11 protein-coding genes are annotated in these 15,645 nt (G+C 55.9%); 5 read left to right on the top strand and 6 right to left on the bottom strand.

Annotation, left to right across the window (positions count from 1 at the left end):
• Window positions 1-5 precede the first annotated feature (5 nt).
• On the top strand, window positions 6-1,382 hold the full coding sequence (locus tag H8B13_RS21600) for a sensor histidine kinase (RefSeq protein WP_187311945.1): 1,377 nt from the start codon (window positions 6-8) through the stop codon (window positions 1,380-1,382).
• On the opposite strand, the gene pulA is transcribed toward H8B13_RS21600, so the two are convergent.
• The 4 genes from pulA to H8B13_RS16720 form a co-directional block, all read right to left on the bottom strand.
• Complete coding sequence (gene pulA / locus H8B13_RS16735; protein ID WP_187311944.1) at window positions 1,366-3,384, bottom strand: type I pullulanase; 2,019 nt, start codon at window positions 3,382-3,384, stop codon at window positions 1,366-1,368. The genes H8B13_RS21600 and pulA overlap by 17 nt on opposite strands.
• Window positions 3,385-3,512: 128 nt before the next feature.
• Entirely contained in the window at window positions 3,513-4,535 is a 1,023-nt protein-coding gene (locus H8B13_RS16730; RefSeq protein WP_315985156.1) for a hypothetical protein, read from the bottom strand.
• Window positions 4,536-4,690: 155 nt separating this feature from the next.
• Window positions 4,691-6,082: a TonB family protein gene (locus H8B13_RS16725; RefSeq protein ID WP_187311943.1), complete on the bottom strand. Its 1,392-nt coding sequence runs from the start codon at window positions 6,080-6,082 to the stop codon at window positions 4,691-4,693.
• On the bottom strand, window positions 6,060-6,461 hold the full coding sequence (locus H8B13_RS16720; protein WP_187311942.1) for a BlaI/MecI/CopY family transcriptional regulator: 402 nt from the start codon (window positions 6,459-6,461) through the stop codon (window positions 6,060-6,062). The genes H8B13_RS16725 and H8B13_RS16720 overlap by 23 nt, the downstream gene beginning before the upstream one ends.
• Window positions 6,462-6,634: 173 nt before the next feature.
• On the opposite strand from H8B13_RS16720, the gene H8B13_RS16715 reads away from it, so the two are divergent.
• A complete protein-coding gene (locus H8B13_RS16715; protein ID WP_187311941.1) occupies window positions 6,635-7,879 on the top strand; it encodes an alpha/beta hydrolase family protein in 1,245 nt (414 codons plus the stop codon).
• Window positions 7,880-8,038: 159 nt separating this feature from the next.
• On the opposite strand, the gene H8B13_RS16710 is transcribed toward H8B13_RS16715, so the two are convergent.
• Together H8B13_RS16710 and H8B13_RS16705 are read right to left on the bottom strand one after the other, a co-directional pair.
• Window positions 8,039-8,413 (bottom strand): hypothetical protein, encoded by a 375-nt coding sequence (locus H8B13_RS16710; RefSeq protein WP_187311940.1) that lies wholly within the window; start codon window positions 8,411-8,413, stop codon window positions 8,039-8,041.
• A gap of 188 nt (window positions 8,414-8,601) precedes the next feature.
• Entirely contained in the window at window positions 8,602-11,085 is a 2,484-nt protein-coding gene (locus H8B13_RS16705; protein WP_187311939.1) for a M1 family aminopeptidase, read from the bottom strand.
• Window positions 11,086-11,423: 338 nt separating this feature from the next.
• On the opposite strand from H8B13_RS16705, the gene H8B13_RS16700 reads away from it, so the two are divergent.
• From H8B13_RS16700 to H8B13_RS16690, 3 genes are all read left to right on the top strand, one after another.
• Window positions 11,424-12,725, top strand: coding sequence for an AAA family ATPase (locus tag H8B13_RS16700; protein ID WP_187311938.1), 1,302 nt, complete (start codon window positions 11,424-11,426; stop codon window positions 12,723-12,725).
• A gap of 9 nt (window positions 12,726-12,734) precedes the next feature.
• On the top strand, window positions 12,735-13,766 hold the full coding sequence (locus H8B13_RS16695) for a 5-methylcytosine restriction system specificity protein McrC (protein WP_187311937.1): 1,032 nt from the start codon (window positions 12,735-12,737) through the stop codon (window positions 13,764-13,766).
• A 206-nt stretch (window positions 13,767-13,972) separates the two neighbouring features.
• Window positions 13,973-15,625: a TldD/PmbA family protein gene (locus tag H8B13_RS16690; protein WP_187311936.1), complete on the top strand. Its 1,653-nt coding sequence runs from the start codon at window positions 13,973-13,975 to the stop codon at window positions 15,623-15,625.
• Window positions 15,626-15,645 lie beyond the last annotated feature (20 nt).

Genomic DNA, 15,645 nt, shown 5'->3' with positions numbered 1-15,645 from the left:
GAAGCGTGAAGCTCGGCACCAAGTTTTCTTTGTTTAATGCGTTGTCGCGGGTGGCTATTCTGCTGCTGCTGGTAGGCGTGCTGCCTCCTGTTATGAGCCGCCTGGCGCTACACAGCACAGATCAGCGTCTGCAGCAGAAGAAAGAAAAGGTTCTGCGCCTGATTCGGCGCACGGGTATTTCCACGTTTCTGGAGGACGACCAGTCGTCGTATGGCAGCTACAACCTGTTGAAGGAAGAATTTATATCGCTTGAGGAAATTCCAGCCGGCCCGACCATCAACCTTATTGAAGATTCGAAACGGGCCGTGGAAGATGAGATAGTGGAGTATCGGGTACTCAGCTATTCATTTGCTCAAAACGGGCAGAACTATCTGCTGGAAGTGGGCCGCAGCACGGGCAGCATCGGCGAGACGGAGCGCAACTTCCGCCAGTATGCGTTTTATATTCTGCTGCTGGCCATCGGCCTAACGACGCTGGCGGACTTAGCCTTTTTTCGCTATCTGCTGGAGCCGCTGAGTACCATCATCAGCCGACGCCTGCGCAACGTGCGCCACCCGGCGTCTTTTAACCTGGAGCCTCTGGCCACGAGCACCGACGACTTCCGGCACCTCGACGAGAGTTTGCTCACTATGATGCGCACCCTGCAGGAATCCTTTACCAAGGAGCGCAAGTTTATTGCCGATGCCTCGCACGAGTTGCTCACGCCGCTGGCCGCCTTGCAATACCGCTTCGATAATATGCTCGCCGACGATACTTTGTCGGAGGAAAACCTGCTGCGGGTAGTGGAGTCGCAGCGCACGGTGCATCGCCTGCGCACTATTATCAAGTCGCTGTTGATGATTTCTAAAATTGAGAATGACCAGTTCGCCCGCACCGATGAAGTGTCGCTTCAAGAGCTAACGGGCGAAGTAGCCGAAGAACTCTACGAACGATTGGAAGTCTACGGTCTCACCCTTCACCGCGTGGTGCAGCCCGATTTTGTCGTGCACCAGTGTAACCGCGGGCTGCTGTTCACGCTCTTGTCCAACTTAGTGAGCAACGCAGTGAAATATAACCGCGAAGGCGGGCAAATTCACTTACTGGGGCGGCCCGCGCCTGCTGGGATGGGCTATATTCTGGAAGTGCGCGACACGGGGCAGGGTATCCCCAAGGAACAGGTCGCGCGCCTATTTCATCCCTTCGATAAAGGTCCTAGTGCCACCCAAGACAGTTACGGACTGGGCTTATCCATCGTCAAAACGATTGCCGATTTGCACGGTATTCACGTTGAGGTCAGCTCCATTGAGGGCTTAGGATCGTCTTTTCAACTCATTTTCCCCACCGTAGCATCATCTGCTCCAGCACTTTCGGTGCTCCCAAGCTCGGTTAGGGCTCCACTATAATTGTGGCGGTGCTGGGGGGCATTTTTAGCGCGAATGGCTCACGGCTGGGGGGCATTTTCTCGATGCCAGTCGGCATGAGTTGGTCGCCGCGCAATACGACCGTGTAGCTACCAGCCGGCACCGTGACGGAAGCAGGGGCTAGGTTGCCATTGAAAATCACTACGATATTCCGCCACGTGTCGCCGCCAGCGTGGTCGCGCAGACGGTAAGCAATGGTGCCGGGGGGCAAATCTGGCAGAAACTCAAGGTGCTGCTGAATTAGCTCATGGGTGGGCAGGCGAAAAGCCGGGTGAGCCCGACGTAAGGCCAGCAACTTCTGATAAAACGCATATACCGGCGCATAGCGGGCTTTGCGGCCCCAGTCAATTTGATTAACGCTGTCAGGCTGGTTGAAGGAATTGTGGGAGCCGCCTTTCGTGCGCAAAAACTCATCGCCAATAGGCAAAAACGGGATTCCCTGCGAAGTAAACACAATGGTATTGCTGAGGATATCGCGCTGAATCAATTCAGCTTCGGTCGCGCCCGGGTTCGATGATTTTAGCTTATCCCAGAGCAGCTGGTCGTCGTGGCAGGCTACGTAATTGATGGTTTGGGCGGGTGTGCCGGCCCAGGGCGCTTTGCTGTAATTTACCTTCAAGTAATCGACCTGCGGGTGCTCGGTGGCCGCCACAATGCCGAATTTTACGCTCTCCTCCAACCCCGGATGCCCGCTGGCGAAGCCCGGCTCCGTGCGCCGCGATACGTGTCCACGCACGCCGTCGCGCAGCTCGTCGCTGAAGGCGGCAATACGTTCCAGCCGCTGTACATTGGCTTTCACCGCCCGTGCCGTCTCGGGCAAGGGACTGGGGCCTGCGGTCCAGCCTTCCCCATACAGCAAAATACTGTGATCCTGCTGATCGAGGGCCACGCGCACGGCGCGCATGGTTTCGATATCCAGTACGCCCATCAGGTCAAACCGAAACCCATCGGCGTGATACTCGCGGGCCCAGTACGCCACCGATTCCACAATGAGCTTGCGCACCATAGGCCGCTCTGAGGCTATTTCGTTGCCGCAGGCGGTAGCGTTGGAGTAGCTGCCATCGTCATTGTGTCGGTAATAATAGCCCGGTACGAGCTGCTCGAAACTGGTGCGGGACGCATCGGTGGTGTGGTTATACACCACGTCGAGCACCAGGCGCAGGCCGCGCCGGTGTAAGGCCTGCGCCACCTGCTTCAGCTCCCGGATGCGGGCGGCAGGGTCGGTGGGGTCAGTAGCAAAAGAGCCTTCGGGCACGGAGAAGTGCAGCGGCTCGTAGCCCCAATTGTAGTGGTTTTCACTCAGCTTGCTTTCATCGATGGAAGCAAGGTCATTGGTGGGCAGCAGATGTACATGGCTGATACCCAGTTCCACCAGATGATCGAGGCCCGTGCTTACACCATCAGGCCCATGCGTGCCGTGCTCCGTTAGTCCCAGGTATTTACCCTTATGCTCAATCCCGGATTTCGGGTGCATGGACAGGTCGCGCAGATGTAATTCCCCGATTATTACGTCGGTGGGCTTGGCCAGCGTAGGGCGTTGGTCATCAAGCCAACCCATTGGGTTCACCGAGGCCGGATCGAGCAAAACGCCACGCTGTCCGTTGAGCCCCACGGCATGCACATAGGGGTCAGGTACTTCGGCCATTTTTTGCCCCCCAATGGTTGCCTGCACCACATAAAAGCGGCCAGCCGGCTGCGCGGGCAACGTAAAGGTCCAGGTGCCGCTTTCGGCCTTTCGCATAGCAAAGTCGGCCACCGACTCCCCTCCTATGCCATTAGTGTAAAGCTTGAGGTGCAGCGCTTCTGCCGTGGGGGCCCACACCCGCAACGTGGCGCGCCCCGCTTGGAATGTAAGGCCCAGATCCGGCCCGTAGTACACCGGATAACTGGTGAAGTCGGGGAGTGCGGGCAGGGCAATAGTGGCTGACCTTACGGCGCAGGCATTCAGCAATACTAGCACCGGCAACAATCTAAAAAGTTTCATAGAGCTAAACCGAAGGATCTAAGTTCGGTTTTCGCTCGCATTTAGTAAGATGAAACCAACTGTTTCTCAATAAAAAAAGCCCCCCGACATAAGGTTGGGGGGCTTTTTTATAAGCAAGTATTGCTGCTTTATTGATACTGAATATATAATGGCTTTGGCGTGAGGGCTAGTACTTCTGCCGGCGTCATGATGTGGTGCGGAGCGGGGCGGTTGTCGTACTCGTAGAACAGCTTGAAGCCGGTGTACTGCACGGGCTCTTTCTGAATGTACGCCTTATAGGAGTCCTTCTTCAGGGTTGGGTCGCCCCAGCCGTCCATATGCATCACGATCTGCACGCGGGGGTCGAGCTTGATATTTTTGTAGTTCGTAATCATGCCTTGGGTGAAGCGGTGCACGGTGAGCACCTTGGGGGGCAAATTGTTCTCGCTCACGATGCGAGCCAGAAACTTCACGGCGTAGTTCACGTCCTTGGCGTCGAAGGTACCGATTTTGCGGCCGGGCTTCACACCTTTGGTTTCCATCGCGAACTCCGGGTCGATGCCCATGTGCACGATAGGATCTTTCAAGTAAGGCTCCAGCTTGTGCAGTTCGTTTTCCAGGTTGCTCAGGCCCACCTGCACGTCCAGAAACACGATGCAGTTGTGCTCTTTGCCCCATTGAATAACTTCTTCAATAGTCGCTTTGGAGTTCATCAAACGGTATTTGCCGTCTTTGCCGGGCGCGGCCTGGGCCGTAATAGTCACGTTGTGTATAGCTGCCTGCACAGGAATGCTAGGGTCAGCGGCCTGCCACTCGGCCAGCACTTTGTCGAACTTGCGGAACATCTGATCCTTGGGCTCACGGCCCAAGATACCCATGCCTTTCGCCCGGATGTTGCCATAGAAAGCCACAATACGCTTGCCGGGCAAAATGGCCCCTGGTAGCTGGCCATTGGCTTTTACAATAGAGTCGGCCTTGAGTGAGTCGCGGCGCATGGCGGCAACTTTCAGCGCCGCAGAGTCAACGACAACTGGCTTAGCAGCCTCAACAGAAGCTTTGGCGGCGGGAGTTTCTCCATCGGTGCGGGTGCCGCAACCGGGTAAGGCAGACAGAGAAAAGAGGCTTAAGGTGGCGGCCACTACGGCGTGACGCGGCGAAAACGGTAACAACACTGAATAAATCTTGATTAGAAGGCCAAAACTATCTGCAAGTTAGGCCATTTCGGGCAGTTAGCGGTGACCTAAACGCAGAAAGGCCCCGACAAAATTCGGAGCTTTTCCAGCGGTTCCTCCTTATGTATAGGACTATAGAGCCCAGGGCTTACACTTTAGCACTTTGGCAAACTAACCAAGCCGCCAAATAAATTGCTGATCGGGACGGAGTAGGGTGCGAATTGAATAGGTACTACAAATCGCACTGCTACCGGCTCGCCATTCTGCTTGCCAGGCGTAAACCGTGGAAGCTGACGAACAGCATTCAGTGCCGCTTCGTCGCAGCCCGAGCCTATTCCCTTCTCAACGGACGCATCAGTTACGTTCCCCTCTTTATCTACTATAAAAGCGATAATGACTCTGCCCTTCACCTTGCTGCGCACGGCCTCGGCGGGGTACTTGAGCTTACTCTGAATGAAGGCGACAATATCATTATTGTTGCCCGTGCGAAACAGCGGCATTTCCTCTACACTATTATAAACACTGTTGGCTGTAGGAGGGGGCGGAGGTGGGGGCGCAGGCTCAGCATCGGGAGCTGGGGGTGGCGGCGGAGGCGGGGGTGACATTTCGGCATTCTGAGAAGAAGCGCGCTTAGATGGAGCAACTGGCTCCGTGTGTCGCTCACAGGCGACGGTAAACGCTAGTAAAGCCACTAGTGGCAGGGCAAGCCACTGTTTCCAGCGGCGGATGGGGGAAGTTTGGTGAATCATGGCAATGCGACGTAAGGTTTGGGAATGAGAAAACGAGTGCGCAAGCGGAAGGGAGAAACCAAGGCGGGTGGCTACTTGCCGGGCCAGTAGGTGAGTATATGAATGTGAAGGTGAGGTAATAGTAGTGTCGGCACTCAGCGCCGCCGCGTCGGCCAGATACTCGTGAGTGAGCGTAAGCGCCCGGGCGCACAGGTGCACAAATGGATTGAACCAGAGCACGGCACTCAGCACTTCCAGCAGCAGCCGGTCGTAGGTGTGGCCTTGCTGCACATGCGCCAACTCGTGCTGTAGCACTTGGTGGGCTTCCGCATCGCTAAGTGGTAACGATTCATCCCAAAACACGACCCGCCCAAATGAGCTGGATGGCAGCTGACCACCGGTACGCACCAGCGTGTAGCCAGCCTGTTTTTCGCACGGCCGATGACGAGTAGTCAGCCAAAGCCTGGCCAGCCCAAAACACAGCCGCGCCAACGTGGCCAGCACACCAATTATGTAGCCCACCATTACCCATTGCGACCAATGAAGTCCAACTTGGCTACTGGATGCGCCTACCTGGGCAGTTGGCAGCAGTACCGTTGCTATGCCTGGCACCAGTACCGTCGGGCCTGCTGCCCAACTGCTTGGCCAACCTAGCGGGAGCAACGGCAAGCTCGCCGCCAGCAGCGGCCCCAGCACCAGGAACGTCCGGTTGTAGCCAAAGCTCCGCTCACGGCGCAAGGCGAGGTGGTAACAGAGCCACCACACGCTCAACAGTACCGTGCTGAGCATCATCCATTTAAGCAGGCTGATTGGGTTCATCGGAGTCGGTGGTTGGAGGTTGGGTGGCATGGCGCAGCAGCTCATCGAGCTGAGCGGCATCGAGGTTTTCTTCCTTCGCAAAAAAGGACACCAGCTGCGGAAACGAATTCCCGAAATAGCCCCCCAGCAGCTTGCGCAGCGAGAAGCGACGGTACTCATCCTGCGCGACCAAAGCCTCATAGCGGTGCGTGCGGCCGAATGCTTCGTGCCCCACAAACCCCTTTTGCTCCAATATGCGGATGATGGTGGACACAGTATTGTAAGCAGGTGGTGGCGCTGGCATTTCGGCAACTACTTCTTTCACGAAAGAGGGGCCGCGCTGCCACAGCACCTGCATCACTTGCTCCTCGGCACGGGTTAGTTCAGGGAAGGTTTGCATGGGGGGCTTTTTTGTTAAGATGAATCTACAACTAATAAATTAGTTGAAAGTGATTATTGGTTCTGTTTTTTCTCAAAAGCTAATTAGGTAAGCCTTCCTGTTATCTCTGTAGCAGCACGAAATCTTTTGAGCAGATTGGTGTTATGAAGGCAGCTTGCCCCAACAACTTCCTAATGTCTTTGAAAATCAATAGTCGCCGCTTGCCTTACTTCACCTTCCTTTTCTGGCTGAGCCTGCTAGTGGCGCCCGGCCTGAGCTGCACCAAAGAACCGGCCTTAGAAGCCGCTGCGTCCGCCATTCCGGCAGCACCCATCACGCCGGTAGCGAGCAGCCGCCTGCTGAGCAGCACCCTGATTGGTGAGTACACGCCGAGTACGCTCGCTGGCCGCGTGCCCGATCTGCCCATCGTCAGTGCCCTGACCCAATATTCGATTCGGGTGTATAAGCTGACCTATACTACGCCCAATACAGATGGGCAGCCTGTGACGGCATCCGGTGCGGTATTGGTGCCCATGGCATCGCAGCCGCTGCCGCTGCTGAGCTATCAGCATGGCACTATTTCGCCCAAAGATGAAGCGCGAGCTCCCTCCTACTACCGCTCCGGCGGGGAAGTATGGACGGCCATATCGGTGCTGGCTTCTTCGGGCTACATGGTGGTGGCTCCCGACTATATTGGCTATGGCGCTTCCAAGAGCTTACCGCACCCGTATGAGCACGCGACTTCGCTGGCTTCGGCCTCGCTGGATATGATGCGGGCAGCGCGGGAGTTTTGCAAGCAGGAAAAGATTGAGCTGAACGATAAGAACTTCCTGCTGGGCTACTCAGAGGGCGGCTTTGCCACATTGGCTTTGCACAAGCTGATTGAGGAAAAGCACGCGTCGGAATTTACCGTTACGGCCAGCGCCCCCGGTGCGGGAGCGTACAATAAGTCAGCCTTCGCCGACTATATATTGAAGTCGGATCAGCCACTGAATTTTCTCAGCTCCTATGTCTGGGTGCTGGACACGTATAATCGGGTGTACAACATCAACCGGCCTTATACTACTTATTTCCAAGAGCCCTGGGCCACACATCTGCAAGCCAATCCGTTTGCGAAAGTACCTGAACAGCCCAAAGAGCTATTCACGGAACCCTTCCGGGCGGGTGTGCTAAACAAAACCGACCAGCCCATAACGGCCGCCTTCCGCGACAACGACATCTACGATTGGCGCCCGCGTGCTCCGCTGGCGCTATTCCACGGCACCGCCGATGATTACGTGCCCTTTTTCAACTCTGAACATGCTTACAAGGCCATGCGCGCCCGCGGTGCTACGCAAGTAGAATTGCGCCCCATCAAGGACGGCAATCACTTCTCTTCCGTGCCCCAATACACGCTGGAGGCGCTGGCCTTTTTTGGCGAGTTTCAGGAAATTAATTAACCTGCTTTCTTTGAGGATGGAAAAGAAGTATTGCAATGGCTGTCAATCATAGAAGTTTGCCACTACCAATTGATTGCACCAAAAAAGCCCCCCAGCCTTCCTCAATTGAGAGGCTGGGGGGCTTTTTGTGATGTTATGCCTATGTCTAGAATTGAAGTTTTAAGTCGAAGGGGATTGTCTGCTCTTTACGAAGGCTTGGCGCAGCCAAACGCCCGCCAGCGCAGCTAGTCCGCCAACCACTCCGCCCAGCACGGCCGTCACCAGCACCAGCAGCCAGCCGCGCCCCCCCAGCGGAATTAGCTCGGCTACGCGGTGACTGAGGTGGCCTTCGTTCTGCAAGTTCAGCCAGCTGGCTAGCACCAGCCAACCCAGCCCAACCCCAGCGAAACCTGCCCAAAAGGCCCCCCAGCCGGTGCGCGCTAGTACCATAGCGAGCACGAAGGCCACCGGCGTGATAACCCACCACGGGAGCACCAGTTGGGCAGCAGTAGCTACGATGAGAATCAGTAAGAATAGCTTTAAAGAACTGTTCATAAAAGAATATTCGAGGGTAGGCAAGGTACTTAGGTTGCTGGTTACACAACCAGAAACCAGCTACTTTGACGGTCATGTAGAGCGGCAGCGAAGCATCTCGCGTGCTGATGTTGCCAAGCTAAATAACTAAACACGCAAGATGCTTCGCTGCCGCTCTACATGACCACCTTTTGGTTCAGCACTGTTTTCTACTGCGCTTGCTCAATTTCCTGGACGGCTTTGTCTACTGCTTGTTGAGCCTGTGTGGCACTGGCCCCTTTTTTCTTCTCCTTTACAGCTTGCAGCAGAGGAATTATGGCTTTGTCGGCGCCTTGGCTTTTGAACTGGATGGCAACAGCTTTAATACGGTCGAGGCTTTCATTGAAAGCTGTTGGGTCATCTAGGCGTGTCATCATCCCGAGCATGCTTTCAAAAAGCATGGCTTTGGTGCGGGGGCTTCCCGCATCGAATTTGTCGCGGATATAGGGCCACTGGGCCGCGCCACCGTGGGCCGCATACACCTCAGTTATAGCAGTGGTGAGGCCATCTTCCTTGTTGGTTTCAAACGCTTTGGCCTGCACCAATGCTTTGGCTGGCCTCACTTCCGCTAACGCCCGAAGCGCAGCACCCTGCACGGCATAGGACTCGCTTTTGAGCTTCTGCGCAAACAGCTTTTCATCGCGCTTTTCCTTGAGCTTGCCCAGTGTCATCAAGGCCTCGGCTTGCACCACGGTTTCTTTATCGGAATTAGCCAGCTTGCGCAAAACAGGCGCCGCAGCTTTGCGCAAGGCTGCATTTTCGAGGTCTAATGACTGAATAGCCAACATGCGCAGGCCGTAGAACTTGTCGTTGAGACCGGCCAGCAATACGCCACGCGCGGCTGCTTCAGTGGGCTTAGCTTTAGCGGCCACAATGGCTTCGTGACGATCTACGAGTAGGGGGGCACTTTTGTACTGATAGGCATAAGCGGCCAATGGCTTGTTGTCCGTTTTTTGCCAAACCATCGTTTTGGTGGCGTCCACGTTTACCAGATCGGGCTGGGCGGCGAGCGGAAACTCCAGCGTTTCAGTGGCTTTGCGCAGCACTACGTTTCGGCGCTGCGATTTGCCCCCCACATACATATCAATGGCGAGCGGAAGCGTAAAAGGCTCGCCCGCCTGGGTTTGCTTTACGGTCACGGACTGCACTTTGCGAGCTGCGTCCCAGGAGTAATCGATTGTCACGACGGGGTGGCCGGGCGCGAAATACCATTGGTTGAAAAACCAGTTTAGATCCTGCCCAGATGCCGCTTCCAGCGCCAGGCGTAGCTGGTGAGCCTCGCCATTACCCAGCGCGTTTTGCTTCAGATATTGGTTCAAACCAGCAAAGAAAACTGGGTCGCCGAGGTGGGTGCGCAGCATTTGCAGGATGGCCCCACCCTTCTGGTACGACACGAGGTCAAACATCTCCTCTTTGTCTTCATAATTGAAGCGCACGAGAGGTTTCGCGGCGTCGCGGGGGCTGCTGAGGTAGCGGCGCAGGTAACGGTAGTTGTGCGCGTCGGCGGCATCCTGGCCATATTTGTGTTCGGCCCAAAGGCCTTCGCTGAAGTCAGCAAACGACTCGTTTACAGTCAGATTGCTCCAGCTTTCGGCCGTCACGTAGTCGCCAAACCACTGGTGAAACAGCTCGTGCGCAATCACAGAAAGCCCCCCAGCGTAGTCGCGGTCAATCATTTGGCGGGGGGTCTGCTGCACGAAGTCGCCGTGGAGGGTGGCGGTGGTGTTTTCCATGGCGCCGCTCACATAGTCACGCACCACAATTTGGGCGTACTTATTCCAGGGGTAAGCCACGCCGAGCTTCTTGGAGAAAAACTCCATCATCTCAGGTGTGTCGCCAAAAATCTGCTTGGCGTAGGGCGCGTAAGCAGGCTCGAGGTAATAATCGACGGCCTTACCCTGCCACTTATCCTTATAAATCTTGAAGTCACCGACGGCTAACATAAACAGATAGGGCGCGTGGGGCTGCTCCATCTTCCAGGTATCGGTGCGCAGACCCGCGCCGGCGGGCTTTTGGTTTACCAAGGCTCCGTTGCTCAGCGTGACATACTTACTCGGCACAGTCAGGCTGATTTCCGAAGTCGTTTTTTGGTTGGGCCGGTCGATGGTCGGAAACCACACCGACGAGGCTTCCGTCTCGCCCTGGGTCCAGATCTGGACGGGCTTGCCGGCCACGGCACTGTCGGGGTTGATGAAATACAGGCCTTTGGCGTCGGTGATGGCGGCGCTGCCTTTGGTTTTTAGCTCGTCGGGCTTAGCCGTGTACTCAATGTAAATAGTGTACTCAGCGCCGGGCTGGTACGCCTTACCCAAATTTACACGCAGGTTTTGCTGATCGGCGTAGGTGTATTTCAACGGCTGCTGATTGCCGCCATTCACCAAGGCCACGGTCTTGATATCCATGCCTTTGGCATCGAGACGTAGCGAATCGGTGACGTAGGCGTAGGGCTTCAAGGTTAGCCAGGCTTTGCCGTAAGCGTAGCGCTTTTTATAGTCAAACTGTAAGTCGAGCTTGGTGTGCACCAAGGCGTTGATTTTGCGGTCTGTTTCCCGGTATTTGGCGGGCGCGGCAGCCTGGGGCGAAGGGGCGGGAGTTTGGGCCAAGGCAACGGCGGTAAGTAATAGAGCCGCTGCGGTGGTGTACTGTTTTTTCATGAAAGAGAAACGAGCGAGTGGGAATAAGCAAAGAGTTAGTGTTGGGTATTCTGTATTAAGAACAATATGATTTCGGCCGTCATGCAGAGCAACGCGAAGCATCTCGCGTGTTTAGCATGAATGCTAACCTCACGACAGCACGCGAGATGCTTCGCGTTGCTCTGCATGCGTTCTTATAAGGTAAAGTGCTGCTATAGGCACCCTAGTTACTTAAAAGTTGCTTGCTTTCGGCTCCGAATACTCTTTTGCGCAAGCCCATCATTTTCAAAATTTGGTTTTGCCTCCTCACCGAACCCTTTCTGGTGTTGCATTCGTTTTGCTCCTACCTTTAAAACCGGATGTCCACCCCTTCTTTCGATCCTTCTCAACTCACCCGCGACCATGTGCTGCGCGCGCTCCGGCACATCGACCGGCAAGGGCTGAATTTGCCCCCCAGCACCGTTTACGACCTGGTGTATCGGGGCCGTCGCTACCCGCCCCGACCAGTGGCTCAGCTGGCCTACCGCTTAGCTACCGGCCAGACCGACGCCAAGTGGCCGCTGCCCGCTGGTGGCCCGACGAATGGTTTGCTCGAACACCTCGATTTTACGGTGGCCACCAAGCGCCCTAGTCTGGCCAACTCTCCTTTAGATAATGACGTGGCCACCCAGCAGGCCATGCAGGATTTATACACCGGTCGGCCCAGCGACACGGCTCCCATCGAAAAGGCGAAGGGGCAAAAACTAGAAGTACAGGAGCCCGTTTCCAGCTACAATTTGCCCCCCATAACGCCCTACGACCGCGCCACGGCCTTGCAGGAGCTGTTCGTGTCAGAGCAAAAACTTGATGACACGTTATCAGCGTTGCGGCGCCGACGCAATCTTATTTTATATGGCCCGCCCGGCACGGGCAAAACCTTTCTGGCCCGACGCCTGGCTTGGCTGGAGCTAGGCTCCACGGATATCACCCGCGTGGAGCTGGTGCAGTTTCATCCCAGCTACAGCTACGAGGATTTTGTGCAGGGCTTCCGGCCCGATGCCCAGGGTAATTTTCGGCTGACGCTGGGCGTGCTTTTGGAGTTTTGCCACCGAGCCACCCAGGAGCCCGACAAGCCTTATTTTCTGCTGATTGATGAAATCAACCGAGGCAATCTGAGCCGGATTTTTGGCGAGCTGTTTCTGTTGCTGGAAGCCGATAAACGTGGCCCTGCGCACGCGGTGCGTCTCCCGTATTCGCCCCCGCATGTGCCCCGGTTCTTCGTGCCCGAAAACCTGTACGTTATTGGCACGATGAACACCGCCGACCGGTCCTTGGCACCGCTCGATTATGCTCTGCGACGCCGGTTTGCGTTCGTGAAAATGCAGCCAGAATTTGGCGCGCCTTTACAAAGTTTTCTAACGCAAAAGGGTGTGCCGGCCGCTGTCATTACGCGGCTTGTGACGCGGCTCACGGAGCTTAATCAGGCCATCAGCGACGATCCCGATTTAGGTGAAGATTTTCAGCTGGGCCACAGCTATTTCTGCCAGCCACCCACTAATTCGGCGGCCGCTGATAGTTGGTTGACGCTTGTTCTGGAACAGGAAATTGCGCCGCTGTTGGATGAATACTGGCTAGATCAGCCCGCAAAAGCGGCGGCTCATAAAAAGCGACTGTTGCGGTAGTGTTGTGCCATGATTCCGATTCAGAACCTTTATTACCTGCTCTGCTACGCGTGGAACCGTTTGCCCGAGCAGGAGGAGTGGCTGACTTCGGAAGCGACGGCTTTTCATCGACCCGTGGAGTTGCTGGGGCGAGTACTGCTCATGGGCACGCGACGACTGTTGAGCCAGGGATTGCGGTCGGCCTACGTGGCGCGCGAGGAAGATCTGGCTGAGTTGCGCGGGCGCGTGTTGCTGGATGCTTCTCTATCGCGCGACTTGCTGCGGCGGGGCCGGGCCGTGTGCGCTTACGATGAGTTGGGGCCCGATACCCCTTTCGTTCGGCTATTGCTGGGAGCCTTGGATCAGATGAGCAGAGCGCGGCAAGTATCGGCTACTCTCCGCCAGGAGTTGCGCGCGGTGCGGCGGCGCTTTCCCACCGATTTGCCCCCCACGACACTCAGCAGCCATGCCTTGCGGACTGTGCGTCGCACCCGGCCGACGGGCCACGAAGCTTTACTGCTGAACGTGTGTGAGCTTTTGTACCGAAGCGCACTTCCTGAACCTGCCGCCGACGGCCGCACCCGCTTCATGGATTTTCGGCGCGATGAACGGCTGATGGCTCAGGTTTTTGAGGCGTTTGTGCGCAACTTCTACCGCTTGGAGCAGCGCCGGTTTCGGGTGCTATCAGAAACGATTAGCTGGCAAGCCGCCGCCGTTGAGCCCGAAGACCTGAGCATGCTGCCCGCCATGATTACTGACACTACACTGGAGTCTGCGGAGCGCAAGATCATTCTCGATACCAAATACTACCGCGCCGCGCTGCGCCCGCGCTACGACCGGCAGCGGCTAATCTCGCCGCATCTGTACCAACTGTACGCCTACTTGCAGAACCAAGATTTGTCCCCCATCCAACTGCTGGAAGGCATTCTGCTTTACCCTGCCGCTACTCGTGAAGTGGATTTGCGCTATACCCTCGGCGGCCACCCCGTTCGCGTCGTGACCCTTGATTTAAACCAGCCCTGGCCCGGCATTGCCGCTGACTTATTAAAACTGATTGAATAAGATGGAACGTCACTACCTCTCTCCATCTGTCATCCTTGAGCTAGCGGTGAAGGAGAGCAGCGGTGCGGACTATTTGTATCAATTCAATAGTGTATAACATTCTGTTCAATGCAGCCCCGGGGGGCATTCTTTGTCCTTGAAATTGAGTTTCTCCCGATTTCTCTCTAAACTTAAATCTTCACTCATCTTCCCAAAACCTTACCCTCTTGAAAAGACGTGATTTTGTAGGACTCTCGGCCCTGGCGGCGGGGGCTGTGTTCCTGCCCAATTTTCCCGGTTTCGGTGGCACGCTGGTTAGCCCAGAGCGGTTGCTCGAATCAGTTATGGATGCCGCGGTGAACAAGCGTTTGGCCGATGCGGCGCTCAATGCTGCTAAGTCAGCAGGTGCTTCGTACGCCGATGTGCGTATTGGCCGATATTTGAACCAGAGCATTTTCACCCGTGAAAAGCAGGTGCAAAACATTGCCAGCGGTGAGAGTTTTGGCGCCGGGGTGCGGGTGCTCGCAAATGGCACCTGGGGCTTCGCGGCTACCAATACGGTCACGGAAGCCGGCTTAGCTAAAGCTGCTCAGCTGGCCGTGCAGATTGCCAAAGCCAACTCCAAAGTGCAGAAAGAGCAGGTCAAACTGGCGCCCGTCAAAGGCCACGGTGAAGTGAGCTGGAAAACGCCGATTCAGCAGAACGCCTTTGAGGTACCTATTGCCCAGAAAGTAGAGTTGCTGCTGGCCGCTAATGCCAAGGCCTTAGATAACAGCGCCAACTTCGTGAACTCAGCGCTCTTCCAGATTAACGAGCAGAAGTACTTTGCCAGCACCGACGGCTCTTACATTGACCAAGATGTTCATCGCATTTGGCCAACGTTTGACGTAACGGCCATCGACCGCGCCTCCGGTAAGTTCCGGACGCGGCAGGCGCTAAGCGCGCCGATGGGCATGGGCTATGAATATATGACTCCAAAGGCCGCCGGCAAGATTGCTGGTCCTGCGGGCACCGGCCTTATCGGCTACAAAGACAGCTACGACATTCTGGAAGATGCTGCCTTGGCAGCAAAGCAGGCCAAGGAGAAAATCACCGCTAAATCGGTGGTGCCAGGCAAGTATGATTTGGTGCTCGACCCAAACCATTTGGGCCTGACCATCCACGAAAGCGTGGGTCACCCGACGGAGCTTGACCGCGTGCTCGGTTACGAAGCTAACTACGCCGGCACCAGCTTTGCTACCCTGGAGTGGAAAGCCAAAAAGCAGCCCTACGGCTCCAAGCTAGTGAACATTGTAGCTGACAAGCTACAACCAGGCTCATTGGGTGCGGTTGGGTACGATGATGAAGGGGTGAAGACCAAGAGGTGGGATATCATTAAAGACGGCGTACTCGTTGATTACCAGAAGATTCGCGACCAGGCCGCCATGGTGGGTCAGAACGAGTCGGACGGCTGCTGCTATGCCGATTCCTGGAGCTCCGTTCAATTCCAGCGCATGCCCAATGTGAGCTTGCAGCCTGGCAAAGCCAAGCTGAGCGTAGATGAGATGATCAAGAACGTCGACAAAGGCATTTATATCGCCGGTCGTGGTTCCTTCTCCATCGACCAGCAGCGCTATAACTCGCAGTTTGGCGGCACGGTGTTCTATGCCATCAATAAGGGTAAGATTGACGGCATGTTGGAAGACGTGGCTTACCAGACCAACACGCTAGAGTTCTGGAACTCGTGCGCCGCTATCTGCGACGAGTCCGACTACCGTCTGTTCGGGTCGTTCTTTGATGGCAAAGGACAGCCTTCGCAGGTGTCAGCTGTGAGTCACGGTAGCGCCACCACCCGCTTCAACGGCGTGAACGTCATCAACACCGCCCGCAAAATCGGGTAATGATTGCTTCCACCGCTGGG

Source organism: Hymenobacter sp. BT188 (assembly GCF_014333585.1).
Classification (GTDB): Bacteria; Bacteroidota; Bacteroidia; order Cytophagales; family Hymenobacteraceae; genus Hymenobacter.
This window is presented reverse-complemented; position numbering and strand designations above follow the sequence as displayed.

What these genes read in the sequence shown, in the direction of transcription:
- H8B13_RS16725 (WP_187311943.1), bottom strand. Translation starts at nt 6,082, where the DNA reads ATGAACCCAATCAGCCTGCTTAAATGGATGATGCTCAGCACGGTACTG.
- H8B13_RS16715 (WP_187311941.1), top strand. Translation starts at nt 6,635, where the DNA reads ATGTCTTTGAAAATCAATAGTCGCCGCTTGCCTTACTTCACCTTCCTT.
- H8B13_RS16695 (WP_187311937.1), top strand. Translation starts at nt 12,735, where the DNA reads ATGATTCCGATTCAGAACCTTTATTACCTGCTCTGCTACGCGTGGAAC.
- H8B13_RS16710 (WP_187311940.1), bottom strand. Translation starts at nt 8,413, where the DNA reads ATGAACAGTTCTTTAAAGCTATTCTTACTGATTCTCATCGTAGCTACT.
- H8B13_RS16720 (WP_187311942.1), bottom strand. Translation starts at nt 6,461, where the DNA reads ATGCAAACCTTCCCTGAACTAACCCGTGCCGAGGAGCAAGTGATGCAG.
- H8B13_RS16700 (WP_187311938.1), top strand. Translation starts at nt 11,424, where the DNA reads ATGTCCACCCCTTCTTTCGATCCTTCTCAACTCACCCGCGACCATGTG.
- H8B13_RS16705 (WP_187311939.1), bottom strand. Translation starts at nt 11,085, where the DNA reads ATGAAAAAACAGTACACCACCGCAGCGGCTCTATTACTTACCGCCGTT.
- pulA (WP_187311944.1), bottom strand. Translation starts at nt 3,384, where the DNA reads ATGAAACTTTTTAGATTGTTGCCGGTGCTAGTATTGCTGAATGCCTGC.